The organism is Tautonia plasticadhaerens (genome assembly GCF_007752535.1).
GTDB classification, from domain to species: Bacteria; Planctomycetota; Planctomycetia; order Isosphaerales; family Isosphaeraceae; genus Tautonia; species Tautonia plasticadhaerens.
The window spans coordinates 7844941-7868467 of sequence record NZ_CP036426.1 but is presented as its reverse complement, the minus strand read 5'-3'; the positions used below and the strand labels follow the sequence as shown (position 1 = coordinate 7868467).

Annotated in this window: 12 protein-coding genes; 2 read left to right on the top strand and 10 right to left on the bottom strand. The window is 71.2% G+C overall.

The genetic code is table 11. From position 1 onward, the window contains the following. Positions 1 to 143 precede the first annotated feature (143 nt). The 6 genes from ElP_RS31300 to ElP_RS31275 form a co-directional block, all read right to left on the bottom strand. A complete protein-coding gene (locus tag ElP_RS31300; protein WP_145276958.1) occupies positions 144 to 569 on the bottom strand; it encodes a DoxX family protein in 426 nt (141 codons plus the stop codon). Positions 570 to 687: 118 nt separating this feature from the next. Continuing rightward, positions 688 to 2082 (bottom strand): reverse transcriptase family protein, encoded by a 1395-nt coding sequence (locus ElP_RS31295; protein ID WP_145276956.1) that lies wholly within the window; start codon positions 2080 to 2082, stop codon positions 688 to 690. Between the two features lie 416 nt (positions 2083 to 2498). Further along, positions 2499 to 4193 (bottom strand): SWIM zinc finger family protein, encoded by a 1695-nt coding sequence (locus tag ElP_RS31290; RefSeq protein ID WP_145276954.1) that lies wholly within the window; start codon positions 4191 to 4193, stop codon positions 2499 to 2501. After that, positions 4190 to 6724 (bottom strand): HEAT repeat domain-containing protein, encoded by a 2535-nt coding sequence (locus tag ElP_RS38925; protein ID WP_197446519.1) that lies wholly within the window; start codon positions 6722 to 6724, stop codon positions 4190 to 4192. Before ElP_RS38925 ends, ElP_RS31290 begins: the two co-directional genes overlap by 4 nt. A gap of 51 nt (positions 6725 to 6775) precedes the next feature. Continuing rightward, positions 6776 to 7516, bottom strand: coding sequence for a macro domain-containing protein (locus ElP_RS31280; protein WP_145276952.1), 741 nt, complete (start codon positions 7514 to 7516; stop codon positions 6776 to 6778). Positions 7517 to 7531: 15 nt separating this feature from the next. Then, complete coding sequence (locus ElP_RS31275; protein ID WP_145276950.1) at positions 7532 to 8983, bottom strand: WGR domain-containing protein; 1452 nt, start codon at positions 8981 to 8983, stop codon at positions 7532 to 7534. A 481-nt stretch (positions 8984 to 9464) separates the two neighbouring features. Here ElP_RS31275 and ElP_RS31270 point away from each other — a divergent pair, with 481 nt between their 5' ends. Together ElP_RS31270 and ElP_RS31265 are read left to right on the top strand one after the other, a co-directional pair. Beyond that, complete coding sequence (locus tag ElP_RS31270) at positions 9465 to 11843, top strand: hypothetical protein (protein WP_145276948.1); 2379 nt, start codon at positions 9465 to 9467, stop codon at positions 11841 to 11843. Positions 11844 to 12205: 362 nt separating this feature from the next. Beyond that, positions 12206 to 15745 carry a Calx-beta domain-containing protein gene (locus tag ElP_RS31265; protein ID WP_145276946.1) on the top strand — a complete coding sequence of 1180 codons (3540 nt, stop codon included), beginning with the start codon at positions 12206 to 12208 and terminating at the stop codon, positions 15743 to 15745. Positions 15746 to 15907: 162 nt separating this feature from the next. Here ElP_RS31265 and ElP_RS31260 read toward each other — a convergent pair whose 3' ends face one another. From ElP_RS31260 to ElP_RS31245, 4 genes are all read right to left on the bottom strand, one after another. Further along, positions 15908 to 17356: a hypothetical protein gene (locus tag ElP_RS31260; protein ID WP_145276944.1), complete on the bottom strand. Its 1449-nt coding sequence runs from the start codon at positions 17354 to 17356 to the stop codon at positions 15908 to 15910. 147 nt (positions 17357 to 17503) lie between these two features. Further along, positions 17504 to 18949, bottom strand: a complete 1446-nt coding sequence (locus ElP_RS31255; protein WP_145276942.1) for a DUF1501 domain-containing protein — start codon at positions 18947 to 18949, stop codon at positions 17504 to 17506. 53 nt (positions 18950 to 19002) lie between these two features. Further along, the gene (locus ElP_RS31250) at positions 19003 to 21957 is read right to left on the bottom strand and encodes a PSD1 and planctomycete cytochrome C domain-containing protein (RefSeq protein ID WP_197446518.1); all 2955 of its coding nucleotides are present in this window, start codon (positions 21955 to 21957) and stop codon (positions 19003 to 19005) included. Positions 21958 to 22091: 134 nt separating this feature from the next. After that, on the bottom strand, positions 22092 to 23453 hold the full coding sequence (locus tag ElP_RS31245) for a DUF1501 domain-containing protein (protein WP_231749331.1): 1362 nt from the start codon (positions 23451 to 23453) through the stop codon (positions 22092 to 22094). Positions 23454 to 23527 lie beyond the last annotated feature (74 nt).

Below are 23527 nucleotides of genomic sequence, written 5' to 3'. Positions count from 1 at the left end.
GACCGCCCGAGCCCGAGCCGGGACCTCGACCGGACGAGCGGACGCCTCGAAGCCGAACTCAGTGGTGCCTCAGCAATTGCGCCCGCCCGGCCGCCCTCGGCCTCGACGTGCGACGGGGACTGTAGCCGGGATCATCGGGGCTGTCAACTCGGGTCGCCGACCACCGAGGCGGGGGAATTCGCCGTGCCCGACGACGCGCCTGACCGGAAGCTGGACAGCAGCGCCGGGCAGCGCAACCAGGCGCCGACCCACGTCAGCGCCAGCAACGCCGACTGCATGACGTAGGAGTCACCCTGTGACAGGTGCATGCAGATCGCCCCTCCCCAGAAGCCGCTGGTCAGCAGGACGCCGAGGGAGAGGGTCCGGGGCACGATCAGCAGGATGGCCGAGGCCAGTTCCCCGGTCCCGATCAGGACGAGGTTGTCGGCGATCGCCGAGCCGGCCATCTCCTGCTTCGCCTCCTCCGGCACCAGTCCGAGGGCCTTCATCGACCCGGCGAAGATCATCAGCCCGCCGATGAGCAGGTGGAGCACCAGGCCGGCGATCCGCGATCCGCGATGGGGGTTCATGTCCGTCTCGGCTCACGTGCGGCCCGACGATCGAGGGCCGGCCGTGCCCGGCCGCTCCGGCGACACGACGCCCCGGACGGCGAGTCGATCGCGTCCGGGACGATCGTAGGGGGACCGGTCAAGGGGCGCCGGGCCCTTGGAGGGCCCGCGACAGCGCGTCGCGGTAGGTCCCGGCCCGGGACGGATCGACCATGCACGCGAATTCGACCCGGCCGCGAAGGTGCGAGGCGAAGTCGGGATGGTCCTCCCGGTTCTGGCTCTCAAGGCCGAGGCGGGCCGCGTTGTGCAGGATTGCTCGGAGGGTGCGCAACTCGCGTCGGGAGACGTTCGGCCGGTCATTGACCGTCACGCCGGTGACCTCCTGGCGGCCCCCCCGACGCATGATCCGGGTCTTGGACGGGTGCTCGACGAACCCCTCGGCCGCGAGGATTGAGCGGACGGAGCGGAGCAGGCGGCCGACGACGGCGGGGCGGTCGCCGGAGAACGTGAGGTCGTCGGCGTACCGGGTGTAGGTGAATCCATGGCGACGCGCGAGGCCGTCCAGCCTTCGGTCGAGGCGACGGCAGAGGGCGTTGGTGATGCTCGGGCTGGTGCAGGCGCCCTGGGGGAGGACGCGGTCCCCCAGGGCGATGTGGGTGGTCTTGCCGTCGAGGGTGGCCGGCACTCGGGGGGGCTCGGTGCAGAGCAGGGCGAGCACGGTGGCGAGGTGTTCGGAGTAGCCGATCGCGCGGAACAGCCCCTTCACGCGGCGGAAAGTGACCGAGGGGAAGAAGTCCTTCATGTCGAGATTCACCACCACCGCCCGCCCCGCGTGGGTCGAGGCGTTCGTGACGATCGACCGCCCGGGGACGAAGCCGTGGGCCTGGGGCTCGGGGTCGAGCCGCCGGAGGATCTGGTCGAAGACCCAGCGCTGGGCGAAGGCCAGGGCCGGCTTCGGGGCGGAGATGCAGCGGACGCCGCCGGTCTTCTTGGCGATCTCGTAGCGGTGATAGTGGACGACGGAGGCGGATCGTCGGTGGTAGGTCAGCCAGCGGAGGGCTCCCAGCTCGATACCGATCTGCCCGGCGAGATCCTCGGCCCGGTGCAGGACCGGCAGGCCGCGGCGGGAGAGGGCCTCCTCGTCCGATCGAGCGTCCTGGAGTCCGGCGCTGACGCCGATCCCGGCATGGACCATGGTCGAGGAGCGGTGGCGGTCCCATTCCTCCCGACGTACCTGCTGTTCCTGGAGGCGCCGGGCCCTGGCCTCGGCCCGGCGGGCCTTGCTCTCCTCCCAGCGCCGGCGACGCTCCTCGACGAGAGCGGCCTCCGGATCCTCGACCCGGGCGTGCGTCCGGCGGAGGTCGGCCAGTTCGGCCTCGATCCGGGCACGCTCGGCGTGTTCCTCCGGGGGATCCGGCGGCAGGCCCTCGCCGTGCGGCCAGAAGCCGAGGGCGTGCATCCGGCGGAGCACCGCCGACTCGGAGGCGGACCGGGTGACCTCTCGGTAGAGGCGGGCCTTCTCGTCTTCATTCATGGGATCGGTCGCCGCGGCCTCGGGCAATGGTCTGGCGATGGGGTCGGAGTCGGCGTCGGGGGGGAGGCAGCGGTCCCGCTACGAACATCCTTCGGACGCGACCGGCCAACTGGAGCGGCCGGGGCACCGACCGGGGCCCTCGGGTTGCGGAGCAACCGAACCAGGCGAGGGCCTGGTCGGTGCCCCGGCCGCAGATGGCGGTCGGGCGCGTGACGAGTGTCGGGCACGGGGACCTGCGCGGCGTATCGCCGCACGATCGGCTAATGGGACCGCTGCCTCCCTCCGGACGACAAACCTCCTCCTGCCAGGAACCGATGGAATTCGGGTGATCGGGCGCGGATGGCGGATAGGCGCTCGTGGGCCAGGTCCCGAGCAACCGGCATCCGGCAACCACCATACGACATCCGAGGACGGATTCACGCGTCGGGTCGGTCCTCCTGTTCGAGGCGTTCCATGTGGGCCAGTCGGAGCGCCAGGAGGTGCTCGCAGGGCCCCCTGGTCATCCCGTGCCTGGCGAACGACCGGCAGGTGCACGAGCCCTCGACGATCCGGCCGTCGAGGTCGACATGGAGCAACGGGCGGACGCGTCGGCCGCCGGAATCGGTGGCGCTGCCGCTGACCTTGTAGCCGGTGGAAACCGGACGCCGGGCGATGATCCGGATGCCGGAGTGATCGACGATCGCATGGGCCTTGGCCTCGCTGGAGCCGGCCGGGGCGGGGGCCTGTTTCACCTGCGTCGCGGCCTGATCGGCGGAGAACGGCTCCAGGAACAGGTCCCGGTGCCGGTAAACACCGCCGCCGAGGTCGTACATGGCCCTCCCGACCTGGCAGAGGAACGACAGGGCGCTTCGGGCCTTCTCGACCCCGAGGCCGGCACGCTCCGCGAGATCGGCGTCGGTGGCGAGGCGGAGCGACCTCAAGGTTTCATACGAACGCGAGAGTTCGCCCGAGGAGACGTCGAGGCGGCGGGCCAGGAGGTCGAACTTCGAGCCGCCGGAGGTCCAATCGTTGTCGGTCCAGCCGGAGAGGGCGAGGGTGAAACGGATCGGCCCGAGGTCGAGCACATAGATGCTCGGCAGGCCGAGCCCGGCGAGGTGGACGTCGACCGACCGGCAGGCGGGGATCAGGCGGGCCAGGGTCCAAAGCCGGTCTCGGCCCCAGGTGCGGACCACGACGGGCTTCGAGCCCTCGAAGGTCGACGCGGGAGAGAGCTGGATGACCTGCTCCCAGGGCTCCAGGACGACCCTGGCGGGTCGCCCCGGCTCCAGCTCGTAGCGGAGGGCCCTCGGGGAGGTCCTCGCCCGCCGGCGACGCAACGCCCGGCAGATGTTGAACAGGTCGACCGGGGCGAGGCGGAGCCGGGTCAGGCCGAGCGACATGGCGCTGTGGACCTGGAGGAATCCGGAGACCCAGGAATCCGGCAGCTCGATCTTCTTCTCGACGTGGCCCTCATCGCCCTCGGTGGCGACGGCCAGGCCGGTAGGGCCGACGTCGAGCCGGGTGCGGCGGTAGGAGCGGATTCGCTCCAGCTCGCCGTGCAATCGGGGGCTGAAGTCGATGTTCGTGGTGCCGCATTCGAACTCGTCGACCCGGTCGAATGCCTCGTGGGCGGCGGCGAGGCGGGCATAGGTGCTCTCGTCCCGGGAGAAGGCCTCGAAGGAGACCTCGTCGGGGTGGACCGTCACCACGGGGTCGAGGATCAGGGAACGTTCGAACCAGTTGGTATACGCATACTGGAAATAGTCGATCCGGGCCCGGTGGAACGGCTTGAGGCGCTCGAGCCGGGCGCGGTCAAGCTCGGCGAGGCGGGCCTGGAGTTGCTCGGCTCGTCCGAGGTCTCGCATGCGATTCAGGCCGAGCCCGGCGAGGAACTTTCGGTCCTGCTCCTCGAGCCAGGCCCTGTATTCGAGGCGGTCTTTCGGGCGGTACGCGAAGTCGCTGACGACCACCTCGTACAGGGCGGCGAGGGCCTCCCGGAAGACCACGGGGCGGCCGATCGTGCCCCGGAAGAAGGTCGGCTCCCGGAACGTGTCGGTGGCGAAGGAGACCCGGGCGGAGGAGGGCCCGTTGACGATGCCGCTCCGACCGGCGTAGCGGTGCGAGGCGATCATGCGACGCCTCCCGCCGAGTGGCCGATCGAGACGTCGGAGGGCGTGTCGGGGTGCGCGATCAGGATCGAGACGACCGCGTGCAACGCCCGGTCGGCGTCGGACCGGGTCGCCGATCGGGCGAAGTCGCCGAGCAGCTCGGCGGCGACACGGGCCTGGAACGGGTCCCGGAGGCCCCGGTCGCGGAGAAAGTTGATGATGCGTCGCTTGACCGGCCGCTCGGGCCGGAGGTCGAAGAGGGCGGCTCGGAAGAACCAGGAGAGGCGGTCGAGGGCCTCGGCCCCGTCGGGGAGGTGGTCGATCACGAGGTCGAGCGCGAACCGCCTCATATTCGGATGAGGGTGCTCGACCAGCCGGGGGACCAGTTCGACGGGGTCGAAGCGGTCGACGTGCCGGAGGACGAGCACCCGGGCCACGTCCTGGACGTCGACCCGATTCGAGTCGAGCAGGCCCATCAGGCCGGGGGGGCCGAGGACGTCGGGTCCGAGCCCATCCCGGAGCAAGCCGAACGCGACGACTCGGGTGTCGGGCCAGTCACTCTCGACGAGCATCAGCAGCGGGCCCGGGTCGTCTCGGAAGCGGTCGACGGCGAGACGGAGCAGGGCATGGGTGGCGGCCCGGACGGCGGCGATCTCGTGATTGGCGAGCTGGGAGAGACCCTCCAGACCGAGTTTCTCGACCGCCTCGGGCCGCCTCGCCAGCAGATCCCCGCCGAGGGCCTGCGCCTGGGGAGGCCCGGTGAGGATGAGGTGGATCAGGGTATCCAGGTCGAGTTGCTCGTCGAGGTCGTCGAGCAGGGCATCCCGGGCGATCAGGAGGTAGGCGTCGAGCGAGCCCGGTTGGGCCTCGGGCTGTCGGAACAGGTCGAGCAGGCGGGCCGAGAGGATCCGGCGCAGCCCGGGGTCGCTCTTGAGGCGGTCGGCGGCCAGCCCGGCGGCAAGCATCGAGAGGTCCGGGTCGCCGGAGGTGGTGAAGAGGACGACCCACTCGGCGTCCCGGGTCCAGAGGGGGCTCGACTCCCGGAGCCAGGACCGGGCGAGCTCTCGGGCCTCGGGGATTTGGTCGGCGATCAGCCGGTCGACGAGCAGGAGGTCGGGGTGCTCGGGGTCGAACCGACGCCGCAGCTCGTCGAGGCCGAGCCGGACGGTCGGCTCGTGGGGGGCCCGGAGCATCGGCAACAACTCCTCGACGGACGCGTCGCCGAGGATGTCTCGATGTCGCTCCTCGACGGCCCGGAGGGCGAACGCGTGGACCGAGGGCAGTCGCGAAGAACCGAGCAGGCGGAGGTAGGCACGGGGATGGGCGTCCCACCGATCGGGGAATGCCTCCTCCCGGCGATCGGCCGGGGCCCGGAACGAATCGGCGTCTCGCCATCGGAACGAGAGGCGGGAATGGTCGAGGACGAGGCGGTCGCCCTGGTTGTGGAGGATGCGGTTCAGGAGGTAGCAGTCGGCAAATGCGCCGTAGAGCCCGGACGGCTCCCGGGCGTCCTCGGGCCCGTACGGGACGAGGGCCTCGGCGGCGGCGGCGGCGTACCGGTCGGGGCGGTGTCGGGCGAGGTTGCGGAGGTATCGCCAGGCGAGTCGACGGAGATAGCGCTGGGTCGGTCGGGCGAAGATCCGGGTGTGATGGACGCCGCCGTCGAGTCCCGACTTGACCGAGGCCGCGACCCCCTTTGTCTGTCTCCCCCTGGCCTCGATGGCGTGGCTGAGCAGGCCGAAAGTGACGGCGTCGTGCCGGAGCATCGACCGCTTGTAGATGCTCTTGAGGTATCGCCAGTGATAGACGCGATCGAATCGGAGGCCGGGCAGGACCGCTCGGATCGCGGCGACGGCGACCGGCGTCCCCAGCTCGTAAAGCGTGTCCAGGGCGAGCCCCCGGTATTGATCCTCGACGGAGGGGAAGACCGAGACGATGGCGTCCTCGGCCCCCGGCCGCGGGTCGTCCGGGTCGATTGCGTCGAGGGCGGTCAGGAGCGGCTCGGGCAAGGTGGCCCGGATGCGATCGGCGTGTTCGGCGAGCCCTTCGAGGTCGCCGAGGAGCCGCAAGGCCTCCACGGCCGACCGGCGTCGGGAGAGGAGCTTGCGGCCGGCGAAGGGGCGGACCGCGGGGATCGCGACGGGGTCGCCGATGGCGCCGAGGGCATCGAGGAGGGCACAGGTCTCCCCCTCGGCCGAGGCCAGCGCGGCGATGAGCGGCCCGACGGCGCCCCGGTCGCGCCTCCAGCCGAGGCGGGCGGCGGCCCGGGCCCGGACCTGGGGGCGGGCGTCGAGCAGGGCGTCGATGAGGAGCGATCGTCCGGCCTCGGCGAACAGTTCGAGCCCCAGTGCGGCGACGACCTCGGCGAAGCGGTCGGCCAGTTCTTCGACCGTGAAGGGGCCGTAGGTGGTGCCCATGCCGAGCTTGCCGGCCCGGGGTCCCCGGGCGACGAGGACGTGGAAGGAGCCGGGCGTCCCCCAGGCCTCGGCGGCGGAGACGACGGCCACGCGGTCGGGCCCGGTCGGGTTGTGCAGCCGCACCGGTTCCGGGATCATCTCGGCGAAGCTCCGGGGTGTCGGGTCCGGGATCGGGTCGAATGGAGCGGTTCAGAAATCGTCGAAGTCTTCGTCGGCGGGCGGGCCCGCCGGATGGCCATTCGAGGCTGCCGAGGCCGGGGCCGAAGTGGTCGGCGATGGCCCGCCCTCGGACTTCGCCTTGGACTTCGGCGAGCCCGGGAAGGTGGCCGAGGTGCCGAGCGGCCCGAGCTCCGCCTCCAGGGCGGCCCGCATCTCGGCGAAGTCGGCGAAGAGGACGCGGCGGCGGAAGAGGGTGTACCCGGTCCACATCAGGTCGGCGCAGATCTCGACCGGGACGCGACCGGTCTGGGCGCCGAGCCCCGGTAGGGCGACCGAGCCGATGCTGCCGGGCTCCCGGTCGTTCTGCATGTGCACCGCCTGGAAGGCGGCGGCGCAGGCGGCGGCCACGTTGAGCGAGTCGCTGATGTCCTCCGATGAGCCCATCATCGTCGGCGTCGAGATCAGGAACGAGGGGCGCCCCGAGCCGGTCGGCACGCAGACCGCCTTGCCGACGGGGAGCAACCCGCCGTGCAGCCGCCGGACCTCGGCCTGGACCCGTTTCTCGATCCCCTTGCCGAGGTGGTTCTTGATGACGGCATCGAGGCCGCCGTCCATGCTGGCCCGGGCATTCGTGGGGGTGACCCAGGCGTCGACCCGCTGGTCGAGCATCGAGCCGCTGACGACCTCCACCTCGGGGTTCTCCTCGAAGGTTGACCGCCAGGCGGCCACGACCTTCGAATTCACGTCCACGAGGACGACCCGGATGTCCATTCGTCCCTCCTCCCCTCAACCGGTGAACTCGACGAGGTATTCGAGCCGTTGCTGCTCGGGCCGGTAGATGACGTACTCGTCGTCGGCGAACTCCGACGGGCGGCCGAATTTGCGCCGGACGCCGTGGCAACTGTCGAAGCCCTTGGGGGGCTCGGTCAGGCCGTAGGTGATCTTGGTGTAGTCCTTCATCTTGCCCAGCGCCACCCGGGCGATGGCCATCAGCCGGGTCTTCCTGCGCCCGGGGGTGGTGTAGAAGAGGCTCGTGCAGGCGGCGTCCCCGAAGTAGATGCCGTGCCCGAGCCAGCCGGCGTCGGTGCGGTGGACGCCCATGCTCACCACGATCTTCGGCAGCAGGATCCCCCGGGAGAGGATGCCCACCCAGTTCGAGATCCGGGACCCGTGGTACAGCAGGCGATCATTGCCGACTCCATCGGCGAACTGCCCCCACTCGGCGTCTCGTCGCACCCGGAAGAGGTTCTTGACGGCGATCGTCTTGGATTTGACCTGGCTCTTGATGACGGCCTTCGACAGCTCCTTGAATTCCCGGTCGGCGGGGTCGACCCACTCGATCCGGGTGCCGAGGGCCTCGTACTCGCGGTCGACGCGGGAGGAGAAGAGGACGTCCCCCCCCTCGCCGTTGACCTGGAGCATGTCCTTCATCAGCTGGAGCGTCTGCTGCTTCTGGGCGAACGCCTCCAGCGAGCTGATCACGGCGGCGTCGACGGCGGCCCGGGAGCGGCCGATCCGGTGGGGGATGGCGGAATAGAACTCGCCCGAGAGGCGGGTCAACTGCTCGTCCCGGTCCTTCGCGCGCTTCTTGTTGAACAGGTCGTAGGCGGCCTGGAGGATCGCCTCCCCCTTCTCGATCTGGCCGAGGGTGAGGATCCCCAGCGGCGTCTCGATGCCGTTGGCCGTGATCCGGGCGGCGACGGTGTCGGTCAGGGCGCCCTTGGCCTCGTCGTAGATGTAGCGGACGAGATCCGAGACGCCGGGCGAGAGCCGGCTGGCCGGCGGCTCGGCCGGCCGGCCGTTCTTCTCGGCGGCCTTCGCCCGGGCGAGCCGCTCCAGGGTCTTCGCGTCGATCTCGCCGGCGCCGGTGCCCCGGGCCTGGTGGGAGCCGATCCTGGTCGAGGCCAGCGCCACCTCCCGATAGCCCTTCGACGCCGAGGTCTTCTGCCGGTAGATCTGCTGGAAGCAGGACTCGGCCTCGGCGAGCGACGAGAAGTAGCGGCACTCCTTCTGGCCGGCGTCCGGATTGGTCTCCAGGTCGTCGGTCCGGCCGTAGTGGGTGAAGACCCGGAAGCGGTACTCGCACCCCTCGGCCGAGTGCAACTCGATGGCGTAGTACTTGTTCCGGTTCGTCTTGATGTCCGTGACTTGCAGCACCGCCTTCCTGGCGACCTCGAACGCCTCGGCGAACCCCGGCTCTCCCGACTCGCCGCTGGTCCAGGCCTTCACCTTCGTCACGGTGGTGCCCCCCGACTGATGCGATCCCGCGGCCCGACCGCCCCGCCCGTCTCGCGGCGTGACGCCTCCGCTCGCGTCGCCAGTGAAGCCTAGTGTGGACTTTTGTATAGTTCAAGGAAGATTCAGGCCGACGTTGCCCCGAGGCAACACGCCCGTCCGGGTCGCATGATCGCCCGAGACGGCCCCGGCGGCCATGTGGTGCCGGAGCGGGGTCGATCGGGGGGCCGGACGCTCGACCCTAGCTCACCGATCGGACCCTTGCGAATGAGTTGGGACGGCCCCGGGGTGCTCGGGGGGTCGGCGGTGCGGTGCGGAGCGGGACGGGGTTGCGATTGACGAGCGGGGGGTTATGGGGTAGGTGCTGCGTCTCCTCGAATGATGGAGCCGCGGCGCCGGGGCCGGGAGCGTCCGTGGTCGGGGCGGCGGGCGTCGCGTGCCGGCCGGCCGGGGCCGGGCAGCCCCGGCAAGGGGAGATCGATCGATGCCGGATGACTCGGCAGCCAGGACGGCGATCGCGGTCCCGGTCTCCCGGGCGGGGATCGCCTGGAGGTTCGCCCTGATCGGGGGCCTGGCGGCGTTGACGGTCCCCCCGGTGCTCTCGCCGATGGGGGCGGGCCTGGACGGCTCCTGGGTGGTCGCCCTGAACCTGCTGGCGGCGGGGGATCGGTTCCAGTTCGGCCGGGACGTGGCCTTCACCTACGGCCCGCTCGGCTTCGCGCTGAAGCCGCTGGACATCGGCCCGAATCTCGGGCACGCGATCGGCCTGAGGCTTGCCCTGACCGCCCTGTGGTGGGCCTCGGTGGCCGGGCTGCTCATGCGGGTCCGGGGGGCGGTCCGGCCGCTGCTCTTCCTGGCGTCGGCGTCCTATGCGGGGATTCAGTTCGACGGGGGCTACGACTGGAACTCGTCGCTCTCGAACCTGATGCTGGCCTCGATCGTCGGGTTCGTGGTCCTGGCGTATGACTCCCGGCGTCTGGCCTGGGCGTGGCCGGGTGTGGTCGTCGCGGCGGTGGCGCTGCTGGCGAAGTTCAACGTCGGGTTCGTGGGGGCGGGTGCGATCGGCCTCTGGGGCCTGCTGGAGCTTCGTCGAGACCGCAGCACCCCCCGCCTCCGGGGGCTGGCGACGCTGGCGGCCGCCTACCTGGCGACGCTGCTGCTCCTGTTCCGGATCTACGGCGGTCCGCTCGGCGGGTTCCCGGCGTTCCTGGCCTCGAGTGCCCGGATCTCCAAGGGGTTCTCGCTCCAGATGGCGTCGGAGGGGCCACCGGGCGAGGTCCTGCGGCTCTCGGCGATCATGATCGGGGTGGCGGCCTGGGCGTCGGTCGGCCTGGCCCGGTCATGGCGGGCCGCCCCGGCGCTGGCCATCGCCCTGCTGCCGATCTTCGGCCTGTACAAGGGGTCGATCGTCCGGCACGACTCCGGCCACCTCGCCGAGTACGCCTGCGGCATCCCCGCCCTGGTGGCGATGGCCCTGGTCGGGGGTCGGGAGGCGGGGAGGAGGGCCGAGCTGCTCCGATCCGCGGCGGCGGCGGCGGTCCTGCTGGCCGTCGGGTCGCTGCTGCCGATGGACCCCGGCGCGATGCTGACCAAGGGGGCCCACAATGCCGCCTCGCTCGCAGACCTCGGGCGGACCCGCGCGGAGATCCGCCGGATCGACGACGACCTGCGAGCGTCCCTCCGCCTCCCCCCGGGGATTCGGGAGCGGATCGGGGCCGAGACGGTGGACGTCTTCCCGTGGGACCTGTCGCTGGTCTCGGCCAACGGCCTGAACTGGCGGCCGAGGTACGCGCTGCAATCGTACAATGCCTACGCCCCGGCCCTCGACCGCGTCGGCGCCCGGCTCTACGGCTCCGCCGACGGCCCCCGCTTCGTCCTCTACTCGCACGCCGGGATCGGCAGCGTCGGCCGGGGGGGCGAGGTCGCCGTGCAACACCCGACGCTCGTCGACTCCCGGACCTGGCTCGAGCTGTTCCGCTGCTATGACGTGGTCGACCAGCGTCCGGGCCTCACCCTGATGCAACGCAGGGGGCGGCCGCGTTGGGATCCCGGGGAGGCCCGGGTGCTGGGCTCCCGGACGATCGGCTTCGGCGAGCGGTGGGGGCTGCCGACGGGGGTCGACGGCCCGGTCGTGGCCCGGGCCCGATTCGAGCTGGCCCCGCTCTCGAAGCTCCGCTCCTACCTCTTCAAGGTCGAGCCGCCCGGGGTCCGGGTGGAGTACCTCGACGGGTCGACCCGGGTCCACCAGCTCGTCTGGCAGAACGCCGGGGGCGGCTTCCTCGCCAGCGACCTGCCGGTCGACGAGGCCGGCGTCCGTTCCCTCTTCGGGGAGGGGGAGGCCGACCCGGTCCGGTCGCTTACCTTCGTGGGGGGGGATGACTTCCGGCCGGAGATCGCGCTGTCCTGGGCCGAACTGCCCCGGGCCCCCGAGCACCACTTCGTCGAGGTGGGATTGCCGGTCGAGCCGGCGTCGATCCACCAGATGGGCTGGGATCCGGCCGAGTCTCGGGGGGAGGGGGATGGGGAGGATCCGCACCTTGTCTTCCGTCTGGATCGCCCCGCCTTCGTCGGCCGGATCACCCTGCATTCGACGTTCGGGCACCCGACGAGGGGCCTGGTGCCGGTGACCGTCTTCTGGCGGATCCGAGGCCGAGACGGCTACTCGTACGACGAGCGCAGCCGGAGCGTCTTCGCGCCGACGGGCCAGGGCCACACCATCTCGGTACCGGTGTTCGACGAGATCGACGAGTTCCGGATCGACCTGGAGGACCCGGCCTCCTCGATCCGCCTGCACCGGATCGTCGCCGGGCAGCGAGCCGAGATCGAGGCGACCGCCGACGAAGGCGGGCGTCCCGTCCGCTGACCCTTCGTGGGGAGACCGGGCCCCCGGACCGCTCGCCCTCGCCCTCGCCCTCGCGTCGGCGAGCCGAGCCCGTCGTGCGACCCCACCGATCCCAATCCCCGGCAAACCCGTCGGATTCGGGGAACCCGGCCCGTGATGGGTCCTGCCCCTCCCGTCGGGGGCCGGTCGTGCCGGTCGAGGGCGTCCTCGGGCCCGCCGGATCGGGGTCGCCTGAATAAACGGCTCATGGCGGGCAAGTCGTCGGCCTTCCGCCGTCGTCGGCGCGATCGGCGGGATAAGCTTGCCCGAGGGGACCCGGGATCTCGCGTCGGTCCCGGCCGAGTCCCGGCATTCGGGGTGTCGTAGGGAGGCGGAGGAACACCATGAGCGGCCAGACCGGCGGCGGGAAGGGTCGCCGACGGGCGTTCCGGCCCGGAGTGGAACGCGTCGAGCACCGTCGTCTCCTCGCGACGTTCGTCGTCACCAACACGGCGGATTCGGGGCCCGGCACGCTCCGGCAGGCGATCCTGGGGGCCAACGAGAGCCCCGGCGCCGACGAGGTCGCCTTCGCCATCCCCACCTCGAACGCCCCCGGCCGCGACGTGCCGGTCCCGGGGTTCGACCTGTCCTCGCAGACCTGGCGGATCGAGCTGGCCAGCCCGCTCCCCGCCCTGACCGACACGACGACGATCGACGGCTTCTCCCAGGCCGACACGCCGCTCTCGTTCTTCTACCCCGAGGACGTCGACGAGCCCTCCCTCGTCACCTCGGACCCCAATTCGATCCCCGCCCTCGACGGCAACAACGCCCAGATCCGGGTCATCATCGACGGCAGCACGATCGACCGCTCCGCCTTCCCGACGCCGACCGGCCTGGTAATCGACGCCTCCGACAGCGACGTCCGGGGCCTGGTCATCACCGGCTTCCACGACGGCATCGTCGTCCCCCGCCGGGAGAACGCCGGCAACCGCATCCAGGGCAACAGCATCGGCGGGTACTTCCGCTATCTGGTCGACCTCCAGACGGGAGACCCCCTCCCGGCGCCCGACAACATCGTCTTCGCCGGGGTCGGGAACACGGGAGACGGGGTGGTCGTCAACGGCACGAACACCACCGTCGGCGGCTTCAACCCCCAGGAAAACAACACGATCACCCTGAGCGGGGGCCGGGGGATCTACCTGCCGCCGAATTCCGAAGGGCACCAGATCTTCGGCAATCAGATCGGCGTGCTCGGGCCCTCGATCGGGCAGGTCTACGTCCAGGCCGGGAACGGGGCCGAAGGGGTGCTCATCGAATCGGCCCCCGGCTTGCTCTCGTCGAGCCACTCGATCGGCGGCCCGGTCCCCGGCTCCGGCAACGTGATCTCCGCGAACGGCAGCCACGGCGTCCGGCTCGTCGGCCCGGGGGCGACCCGCAACCGGATCGACGGGAATTACATCGGTGCGGCCCCCGGCGGCGGCTTCCTCTTCGGCGCCGGGGATCCCGGCAACGGAGGCGACGGCGTCTTCCTGAATGATGCCCCCTCGAACCGGATCGGCGCCCAGGACGACGATCGCCGCAACGTCATCCCCGCCAACGAGGGGGCCGGGGTCCGGATCGCCGGCCCGAACGCCTCCGGCAACATCGTCTCGGGCAACTTCATCGGCCTGGTCTCCGACGGCGGTGCGGTGCTGGGCAACACCCGGGAGGGGGTCCGGATCGAGTCGTCGGCCACCGGCAACACCGTCGGCGGCGGCAACGTCATCTCCGGCAACCTCCGGGGCGTGATCATCACCGGCGAGACCTCCGGCGGCAACGTCGTCTCCGACAACTTCATCGGCAGCGACGCCGACGGCGTGGGAGACCTCGGCAACGCCCTGGAAGGCGTCCTCATCGAGTCGTCTTCCGGCAACAGGGTGACCGGAGACGGCGACGGATCCCAGATCCTCTCCGGCAACAACGTCGGCCTGGCGATCGTCGGCCCCTCCTCCTCGGGGACCGTGGCGACCGGCAACTTCATCGGCACCGACACGAGCGGCACGCTGGAGCTGAACAACTCGCTCCAGGGCGTCCTGATCGTCAACTCCCCCCGAAACACCCTCGGCGCCCCGGGGGACTCGAACCGCAACCTCATCTCCTCGAACCACTGGGGCGTGGAGATCGCCGGGGCCGAGGCGACGGGCAACGTCCTCCAGAACAACATCATCGGCACCGACATCACCGGCGACCTGCCCTTCAGCAGCGAGATCGACGGCGTCCTCATCCGCCTCGGCGCCTCGGACAACCTCGTCGGCGGTCCCCAGCCCGAGCAGGGCAACGTCATTGCCTTCAGCCGACGAGACGGCGTCCGGATCGAGGATGACAGCATCGGCAACACGATCCTCACTAACAGCATCTTCGAGAACGCCGGCCTCGGCATCCATCTCGTGCCCACCGGCGGCCCCGGCCCCGGCCCGAACTTCCTCCGCCCGGCCCCGACGATCACCCTGGTCCGTAGCTCGGTCGGCTTCACGAACATCCAGGGGACCCTGATGAGCGTCCCGCTGACCACCTTCCGCATCCAGTTCTTCGCCAACGCCACGCCTGACCCCAGCGGCCGGGGCGAGGGGGAGCGTTACCTCGGCGAGACGACCGTCACCACCGACGCCGCCGGCTTCGTGTCCTACTCGGCCGACGTGGCCGGCGCCGTCCAGCCGGGAGAATTCGTCACCGCCACGGCGACCGACCCCGTCGGCAACACCTCCGAGTTCTCCGTCGGCGTGGCCGAGCAGCTGGGCACGGTCCAGTTCTCGATGAGCGTCTTCGTCGTCCAAGAGTCGAGCGGCGCGGCGCTCGTCGTCGTCACCCGACTCGGCGGCAGCGGCGGCCAGGCTTCCGTCGACTACGCCACCGGCGGCGGCACCGCCACGCCCGACGTCGACTACGAGCCCGTGTCCGGCACCCTGACCTTCGACATTGGCGTCGACCAGCAGACCTTCACCGTGCCGCTCCTCGACGACGAACTGGGGGAGGCCGAGGAGACCGTCGGCCTGCTCCTCTCCTCCCCGGCCGGGGCGGCGACGCTCGGGATCCCTTCGAATGCGACGCTCCGACTCGTCGACGACGACCAGCCGGGCAACGTCTTCTTCGGCATGGAATCCTACGTGGTCGACGAGACGGCCGGCGAGGCGACGATCGCCGTCTCCCGGAGCGCCGGGGGCGGCACGGTCACGGTCCCCTACGCCACCACCGGCGGATCGGCCGTGCCGGGCGTCGACTACGTCCCCGTCTCCGGCACGATCACCTTCGGGCCCGGCGAGACGGTCCGGACCTTCACCGTGCCGGTCCTCTTCAACGGCGCCTCGTCGGTCACGACGTCGGTCGGCCTGGCGATCGGCCAGCCGACGGGGGGGGCGGGCCTCGGCGAGCCCTCGATGGCGACCCTCACGATCACCAACCTCGACGTCCCCCAGGTCACCTCGATCTCGGCCGCCGCCGACCGCCGGGGGTTCCTCCGGATCGTCCTCGGCTTCAACCGGGACATGATCGCCTCTCGGGCCGAGGACCTGAGGAACTACGGCTACAGCGTCCAGGTCCCCGGGCACAATCGCCGGATCGGCACGAGGAGAGACCTGCTCATCCCACTCGCCCCTCCCCAGTACGACCCGGCCACCCGGACGGTCACCCTGACCACCCTCCGCCCCATCCGGCCGGGGACTCCGGTCCTCGTCCTGGTCAACCAGGTGACCGACGTGCCCGGCGCCGGGGTCGGCGTGGCCGACGAGCGCGGCATCCTGCTCGACGGCAACGACGACGGCATCCCCGGCGGCACCTTCTCCGCCACCCTCCGATCCCCCCGACCGACGTTCACCCCGAGGCCCCGCTTCGAGTTCCCCGGCCTCGGGACCTCCTCGACGTGGGCCGATCGCCTCCGGGAGGCCCGCCTCCGATCCGGCCGAGGCTGAACACCCTCCGACCCTCGCACCCGTCCGCGGGGGAGAGGGTGGGCAAAGCCCGGGTGAGGGGGATCGGGCGAGTCCCACAACCCCGACAAATGCCAACCCCCCTCTTCCCGTCCGCGGGAAGAGGGGGGCCAGATGAGCGAACGGGATCACAACAGCGGGCGATCACGACGGCGGGAACTGCGGGATCAACGCATTCAGGTTCCCCAGCGGGATGACCTTCGTGTACGAGACCCCAGTGCCGAATGCCAGTCCGGTGCCGAATCCGGCCGAGGCCCCGAGGGTGGCGAGGTCGCCCGCCCGGGACGTGGTGACCTCTCCCGAGACGACGGAACCGACGTAGGTCCCTTCCTCGACCCGGAGGCCGTTCAGGTCGGTCAGGCGGGTGGCGTTGCTCAGCTCCACCCGGACGTCGCCGCCGACCACGTCGGTGTCGAACCCGGCGGGGGCGGCCTGCAAGGGGCCCCTGGCCGAGAGGACCAGCCCGTAATCGCCGTTGGCGGCGATCACGTAGCCGGAGTCGATTCGGCCCGGGAAGTTCAGGCCGAAGAGCTGGAGCCCGGACTGGCCCGGCGCCACGTTGACGAGGTCCCGGGTCGCCCCGTTGGTCACCTGGAGCGTGCCGCCCAGCCTCGCCCCTGCGAGCGGGTTCGGCGAGGTGGGCAGCGGGACGGACGGGGAGAACGCACCGGCCGCGTCGAGGTCGCCGACCTCGGCGAAGAACTGCTGGATGCCGTCGGCGATCTGCTGGGATTGCGCCTGGGTCGGGTCGAACGCGTCCCGCTCGACGGCCACCCGCATCAGCCGCAGGTAGTTCGCCTGCAACCCGTGTGGCACCACCCGGGGATCTCCCAGCAGCCGGGAGGTCCGCAGCCCCCGCACCACGACCGGCGCGTTCGGCCCCCGCTGGTGCAGGCCCGTCAGCAGGGCCTGGGTGAGCAGCGGCCCGGTGCCCCGGTAGATCGGCGAGAGCGCCCCGGTGCCCACCGTGTCCGGGGGCGGCGCGGGGGCGTCGGCCGGGATCTGGTCGATCGGCACGTCGACCACGAAACTCCCCTCGGGCAACTCGCGGACCCCCTGGTTCGGGACCGTGGCGATGAAGCCCGCCTGGTTCCCGTCGGGGGGGATCTGGACCGTGGTCGCACCCGTCTCGATGCCGATGATGTTCTCGGCCGGCACGGTGTAGCGCACCGTCGCCTCGGAGTCCGGGGCGACCGTGTTGAAGCCGACCAGGGCCTGGGTGGCGGGGGAGTTCAGCAGCGTGTAGGTGTCTAGCGAGCCGAGGATGCTGCCGACCGGGGGCTGGGAGAGAACCCTCTGGTACAGCGAGGGCCGGAAGCCGACCCCCCGGGCCGCCGCCTGGGCCCTCACCTGCTCCATCTCCTCGGGGCCGAGCAGGGCGATCAGGTACTGATTCAGGGCCGGCGAGGCGTTCACCACCGTCGGCGCCTGCCGGAGCCTCGGCCGGATCGCCCCCGGCTCGATGAACGGGCCGAGCTTGCCCACCGCCACCGTCGCCCCCGACAGCAGCACCCTGCCGTCCAGCGGCTCGACGCCCGGCAGCATCGTGCGGCGCGGACCGCGAGCCCGCCTCGAATCTCGCGATCTCCCCATCGCCGTCGCCTCCTTGCGGACGATCGATCGAACCGAATTCCTGCCGGTTTTCCCTGATCCTATCGACTCGTCCCCGCCTTTTTCTTCATCCTTCCGGTACGCCATCGCCGGCCCTCGGCCCAATCTGTCTGGGGGCATGTCCCCGGATCAGGCGAGGATCTCCTCGACCACCCTCGCCTGGTACAGGGTGCTGATCAGGCTCTCGTCCAGGCCGTGGACGGGGTAGGTGAGACGGGCATGGTCGAGGCCGAGCAGGCGGAGGATCGTCGCGTGCAGGTCGGGCACCGTGACCTCCCCCTCGACGGCCTTGTAGCCGAATTCGTCGGTCGCGCCGTGGACGTGGCCGGGCTTCAGCCCGCCCCCGGCCATCCAGAGGGTGAACCCCAGCGGGTTGTGGTCCCGTCCGTCGCCGTTCTCGGAGATCGGCAGGCGGCCGAACTCGCCCCCCCAGAGCACGAGCGTGTCGTCCAGCAGGCCCCGGCGTTGCAGGTCGATCATCAGCCCGGCGATCGGGCGGTCGATCCCGGCGCAGGCGTCCCGGAGGCCGTCGAAGATCCGGCCGTGGTGGTCCCAGATCACCCCCTCGGTGAACAGCTGCACGAACCGGACGCCCCGCTCGACCAGCCTCCGGGCCATCAGGCAGCGGCGGCCGAAGGAGGCGGTCCGCTCGTCGTCGAGGCCGTAGAGCCTCCTCGTCTCCTCCGGCTCGCCGTCGAGGTCCAATGCCGATGTGGCCGACAGCTGCATCCGGGCCGCCAGCTCGTAGCTGCTGATCCGGGCGTCCAGCTCGGCCTCCCCGGGGCGGCCCAGTCGATGCTCCTCCGCCATCTCGGCCAGCAGGCGGAGCCGGCCCCGCTGGGCGGCCTCGGGGCCGTCGAAGGCCGGGGAGAGGTTCGGCAGCGGGGCCCCTTCGGAGCGGATCCGGGTCCCCTGGTAGATCGGCGGCAGCCAGCCGGCCGCCCAGTTGCGGATGCCGTCCAGCGGCATCCCCTTCGGGTCGTCCAGCGCGACATACGCGGGCAGGTCCCGGTTCTCCGTCCCCAGCCCGTAGACGACCCAGGACCCCATGCTCGGCCGGCCGGGGATGATCATCCCCGAGTTGAACATCCAGATCGCCGGCTCGTGGTTCAGGTGCTCCGTCTTCATCGACCGGATGAAGGTCATCAGGTCGACGCACCCGGCCAGGAGCGGCATCAGCTCGCTGACCTCGATCCCCGACTCCCCGTGCCTGGTGAATTTGAACGGGCTGGGCATCAGGTTGCCCGCGTTGGCCGGCACCAGCGTGTCGACCACGCCCGGGTACGGCTTCCCCTCGTAGGCCTTCACCAGGGGCTTCGGGTCGAACAGGTCGATCGACGAGGGGCCCCCCGGCATGAACAGCTGGATGACCGACTTCGCCCGGGGCTCCAGGTGCGGCGTCTTCGGCGACAGGTCGTGGATCGGCCCGCCGCCGTCGGAGGCACGACCGGAGGCGGCCCGAGATCCGAGGTCGCCGGCGAGCAGGTAGGCCAGGGCCGAGGCGTTGAGCCCCCGGCCCATCTGGCGGAACCAGTCGCGTCGGCTAGGCACGTTCCAGGGGGCGTCGGCGGCCATGCGAGCGATCCTCCGGCGGGGCGGGCGAGGGGGGTGGTCGGGCCCGAATCGGTTCAGTCGAGGTAGTGGAACTCGGGGGAGTTGAGCAGGACGTGGCAGAGGTCCGTCAGGGCGAGGTGAGACGGATCCGGAATGTCTTCCTCGGCGGCCGGCTCGCCGTCGGAGCAGGGGGGGGCATCCCGGTAGGCGTCGGCCTGCTCGGCCAGGAATGCCGAGGCCCGTGCCGATTCCGCCCGGCTGGGGGTGCGGTTCAGGACCCGGAGATAGGCCCGCGCGATCCTCCGGGATTCGTCCCGGCCTTCCTCGGCCTCGATCGCCCCGGCCAACGCCTCGGCCTGGCCCCGGAGCCAGTCCCCGTTGAGCAGCAACAGCGCCTGGGAGGCGACGATCGAGGAACGGCGCTCCAGGCAGTTCGGGTTCATCTGGGGGGCGTCGAACAGTTCGAGGATCGTCGTCGGCTGCGATCGACGGTGGAGCAGATAAATGCTCCTGCGGTCCCCCTCGCCGCCCGGGGCCGCCTGCACCACCCCCTCCGCGTCGGCCTCCACCGGCACGGACGGGCCGAACATCCGGTCGTTCATCGTCCCGGCGGCCAGCAGGGTGGCGTCCCGGACCCACTCGGCCTGGAGTCTCCTCAGGGGCATCCGCCAGAGCAGCAGGTTGTCGGGGTCGACCTCCCGGGCCTCGGGGCGAACGGCCGACCCCTGCCGGTACGCCCGGGAGGTGACGAGCAGCCGGATCAGGTGCTTCTGGCTCCAGCCCCCCCGGACGAACTCGACGGCCAGCCAGTCGAGCAGCTCCGGATGCGACGGCGGCGAGCCGGTCAGGCCGAAATTGTCGACCGTCGCCACGATCCCCCGGCCGAAGACCTGCTGCCAGGCCCGGTTGACGAACACCCGGCTCGTGAGCGGGTGCCCCGGCTGCGTGAGCCATCGGGCGAAGGCGAGCCGGCGGCCGGTCGTCGGCGCGTCGGGCCAGGGCTCCTCCACGTCGAGCCCACCGGCCACCTCCTTGAACACGGAGGGCACGTCGGGAGGGGCCACGGCCCCCCGGCGATAGGCGTCTCCCCGGATCTGGAGGTAGTAGGGCGCCGGGTCGGGGCCGGTGTCCACCAGGGCCCGGGCCGTCGGTAGCGTGATCTTCTCCGATTCGAGCGCGTCGATCTCGGCTTTCAACCGGGCCGACTCGGCCTTGAAGTCGGGGAAGGCCTCGTCCAGCTCCTCCCTGGTGATCGTTCCAAGCTCGGCGAACTTCTCGGCCAGGTAAGACTGGACCGCGTCCCGGTCGTCGGCCCCGAGCAGCAGGGCGGCCTTCACGTCGGCCCGGATCGGTTCCGGGAGCGGCCCCACCCGGCGATCGAGCAGGTCCGACCGGGCCTCCTTCTCCAGCGATTCGGTTCGCGTTCGGATCGGGGCGATCTCGCCATCGACCGCGTCATTGTGCGCCTCGGCGGCCTCGCGCTCCGCCCGGGAGGCGAGCGGGACCAGCCGTTCCCGAGGCTTGAGCCAATCCTGGGGCGTGAAGGCGGCGGCGAAGACGGCGGTGAGCCGGGCGTAGTCGGCCTGGGAGATCGGGTCATACTTGTGGCTGTGACACCGGGCGCAGCCGATCGTGAGCCCCATCAGGCTCGACCCGACCACGCCCACCGTGTCCGCCAGGACCTGCTGCCGGTCGGGCGGGAAGTTGTGGACCGGCCGATCGGTCGGGTCGACCACCGAGCGGAGGAAGCCGGTCGCGACGATTGCGTCTTCTCCTTCCGGGGAAAGCTCGGGCTCGCCCAGCCAGTCGGCCAGCTCGTCCCCGGCGAGCTGCTCCCGGACGAATCGATCGAAGGGCGTGTCGTCGTTGATGGACCGGACCACGTAGTCCCGAAACCGGTGGTACTGCTCCCGGACCGGGTCGGAGCCGTCACTCCCCTCCGACTCGACGAACCCGGCCGCGTCCAGCCAGGGCTGGGCCCAGCGCTCGCCGTATCGCGGGGAGGCGAGCATCGCGTCGACCAGGCGCTCGTAGGCGTCGGGCCGGTCGTCTGTCAGGAAGGCGTCGACCTGCTCAGGGGTCGGCGGCAGGCCGGTGAGGTCGAAGCTCAGCCGACGGATCAGGGCCCGGCGGTCGGCCTCGGGCGAATACCCGAGCCCGGCCCGTTCCAGCCGATCGAGCAGGAAGGCGTCGATCGGGTTGGAGACGAGATCCGGTCGACCCACTTCCGGCAGCTTCGGTTCCCTCGGCGGCTGGAACGACCACCAGGAGCGGTCATCCTCGTCGACGGTCGACTCGTCGTCGACCAGGACCTCCCGATCGGGGAATTCCGGGGCCCCCGCCTCGATCCAGGAGCGGATCAGGTCCAGCTCTGGCTCGGTGATCGGCTTGATCGACAGGTCGAATCGGCCGATCCGGGGGGGCATCTCGTCGTCGGCGAGCCGACGGATCATTGGGCTCGCCGCCGGATCCCCCGGCACGACCGCCGGCCCCGAGTCCCCCCCGGCGATGGCCGAGGCGGCCGTCCGGAGGTCCAGGCCCCCCTCGGTGCCGTGCCGGCCGTGGCAGTCGACGCATCGGAAGTCGAGCAGGTGGAAGATCTCCAGGGCGAGTCGGTCACGCCCCCGGTCGTCGACCGCGCCGGAGGTCGCTTGCAGGTCGGACTCGGCCCCGGTGGCGACCCAATCCCGGAGCGTCGCCAGTTCCTCCGCCGACGGTGCCTGATCGGGGTCGGGCGGCATGAGGCCCGAGGCGATCACGTCGATCACGAGGCTGGAATCCGGGTCGCCGGGGACGATTCCCGGCTCCCCACCCTCTCCCCCGGCGAGCATCCCCTCCAGGGTCGTCAGGTCGAGGCCCGCGCTTGTCTTCTCGACGCCGTGGCAACTCAGGCACCGGGCCTCCAGGATCGGCCGGACCTCCCGCTCGAAGCGAGATGGGGCGCGATCGGCCGTGTCGGCCCCGACGGCCGGGCCGAGCGCCGGAACCGCTCCCAGCAACATGCAGGCGAGTGCGGGCGTCGTCATCATCGTGGCTGCCCTGGGTCGACGGTCCTGGGGGCGAGGCGGGCGGAGCAGGGGAGGGGCCCCGGTCGCGAATGCGACCGGGGCCGAAGAAGGCCGCGGGGGAGAGGAGACGCGACCGGATCGGCTCGATCCGGGAATCATACCAGCTCGGCGATCGGCGGGCGATCGTCCACCAGCGCGATCGGCCGGTCCCCCAGGTCCCGGAGGAAGGTCTCGGAGGCGTTGATGCCGAGCCGGTCGTAGAGCGTGGCGAAGACCTCCCGGTAGTGCACCGGTCGCTCGACGGCCCGAGAACCGAGTTTGTCCGTCCGGCCGATCACCTGGCCGGTCTTCATCCCCCCGCCGGCGAGCAGGCAGGAGCCGACGTGCGCCCAGTGGTCCCGGCCGGCGTCCTTGTTGATTTTGGGCGATCGGCCGAACTCCCCCCAGACGACGATCGAGACGTCGTCCAGCCGCCCGCTCGCCTCCAGGTCCTCGACCAGCGCCGTCAGGCCCTGGTCGAGCATCGGCAGGGCGACCCGGGCCTTGCGGAAGTTGTCGAAGTGCCAGTCCCAGTTGAAGCCGCCCCGGCTCTCCCGCTCCAGCGGCCAGGGGCTGAAGGCGAGCGTCACGCAACGGACCCCGGCGTCGACCAGCCTCCGGGCGATCAGGAAGTTCTCCAGCAGCTTCGGCCCGCCGAGTTCCGGCTCGGCCCCGGACGGGGCGCCGTAGCGGGCCAGCGTGCGAGGATCCTCCCGGGAGAGGTCCAGCGCGTGGGCGACCTTGCTCGACGTGAGCAGGTCGAACGCCTGATCCGTGTAGGCGTCGAAGGCCGAGACCGCCCGGCGGCGATCCATCTCCGACCGGAACCGGTCGAGGCTCCCGAGCAGGGCCCGGCGGTCGGAGAGACGGGCCAGGTCGATCCCGGAGAGGGTCAGGTCGTCCTCGGCCTTCTTCAGGGGCTCGAACCCGGCGTGGGCGGCGCCGAGGTAGCCGGGCTGGTTGAGCGAGGCCCGGGTGGTCGACTCCGTCTGCGGCGGCGCCAGGCTGAGGAACGGCGGCACGGCCGGTTCGGTCGGCCCCTTCAGCTTCGAGAGCACCGAGCCGATCGACGGCCAGCCGCCGACGGGATAGCCGGGGATGTTCCGGGAATCCCCCTGCTGCGGGTGGCTCTCCCAGCCGGTGAGGCATTGGTGCAGGTTGTGGTCGTCCACCCCGCCGACGAGCGACCGGACGACCGCGAACTTGTCCATCGACGCCGCCAGCCGGGGCATCAACTCGCAGATCTCGATGCCGGGCACGCTCGTCCCGATCGGGTGGAACTCGCCCCGGATCTCGGCCGGGGCCTCGGGCTTCAGGTCGAACATGTCCAGGTGCGGCGGCCCCCCCGGCAGCAGCACCATGATGACCGCCTTCTCCGACGACCCGACGCCCGCCCGCTCCTCCGCCCGCAGGATCCCCGGCAGCGACATCCCGCCCAGGGCGAGGCCCCCCATCCGCAGGAATCCGCGTCGCGACACCCCGTCGCAATATCGAGAGGCCGGTCCGGTGATCGACAGCACGCCAACCTCCATTTCGAGAATTGGGATCGATC

What these genes read in the sequence shown, in the direction of transcription:
- ElP_RS31295 (WP_145276956.1), bottom strand. Translation starts at nt 2,082, where the DNA reads ATGAATGAAGACGAGAAGGCCCGCCTCTACCGAGAGGTCACCCGGTCC.
- ElP_RS31270 (WP_145276948.1), top strand. Translation starts at nt 9,465, where the DNA reads ATGCCGGATGACTCGGCAGCCAGGACGGCGATCGCGGTCCCGGTCTCC.
- ElP_RS31265 (WP_145276946.1), top strand. Translation starts at nt 12,206, where the DNA reads ATGAGCGGCCAGACCGGCGGCGGGAAGGGTCGCCGACGGGCGTTCCGG.
- ElP_RS31260 (WP_145276944.1), bottom strand. Translation starts at nt 17,356, where the DNA reads ATGGGGAGATCGCGAGATTCGAGGCGGGCTCGCGGTCCGCGCCGCACG.
- ElP_RS31280 (WP_145276952.1), bottom strand. Translation starts at nt 7,516, where the DNA reads ATGGACATCCGGGTCGTCCTCGTGGACGTGAATTCGAAGGTCGTGGCC.
- ElP_RS38925 (WP_197446519.1), bottom strand. Translation starts at nt 6,724, where the DNA reads ATGATCCCGGAACCGGTGCGGCTGCACAACCCGACCGGGCCCGACCGC.
- ElP_RS31300 (WP_145276958.1), bottom strand. Translation starts at nt 569, where the DNA reads ATGAACCCCCATCGCGGATCGCGGATCGCCGGCCTGGTGCTCCACCTG.
- ElP_RS31255 (WP_145276942.1), bottom strand. Translation starts at nt 18,949, where the DNA reads ATGGCCGCCGACGCCCCCTGGAACGTGCCTAGCCGACGCGACTGGTTC.
- ElP_RS31250 (WP_197446518.1), bottom strand. Translation starts at nt 21,957, where the DNA reads ATGATGACGACGCCCGCACTCGCCTGCATGTTGCTGGGAGCGGTTCCG.
- ElP_RS31290 (WP_145276954.1), bottom strand. Translation starts at nt 4,193, where the DNA reads ATGATCGCCTCGCACCGCTACGCCGGTCGGAGCGGCATCGTCAACGGG.